General features: G+C 50.3%; 1 protein-coding gene. It reads left to right on the plus strand.

The genetic code is table 11. The features are described 5' to 3' along the window. Positions 1-92: 92 nt before the first annotated feature. The coding region (locus LZP73_RS20600) for an ABC transporter transmembrane domain-containing protein (protein WP_326490382.1) at positions 93-286 on the plus strand (194 nt) is incomplete at its 3' end.

The raw sequence follows: 286 nt of genomic DNA on the forward strand, positions 1-286 counted from the left end.
TTTTTTGAATGCATAACGACAAAGATCTCTCTACGTGGCAGACGTTCCGCCGACTGTGGCCAACCATTGCGCCTTTTAAAGCGGGTCTGATCGTGGCGGGCGTAGCGTTAATCCTCAACGCAGCCAGCGATACCTTCATGTTATCGCTCCTTAAGCCACTTCTTGATGATGGCTTTGGTAAAACAGATCGCTCCGTGCTGATGTGGATGCCGCTGGTGGTGATCGGGCTGATGATTTTACGTGGTATCACCAGCTATATCTCCAGCTACTGTATCTCCTGGGTATC

This window comes from Shewanella sp. AS16 (assembly GCF_021412365.1).
GTDB lineage: Bacteria > Pseudomonadota > Gammaproteobacteria > Enterobacterales > Shewanellaceae > Shewanella > Shewanella salipaludis.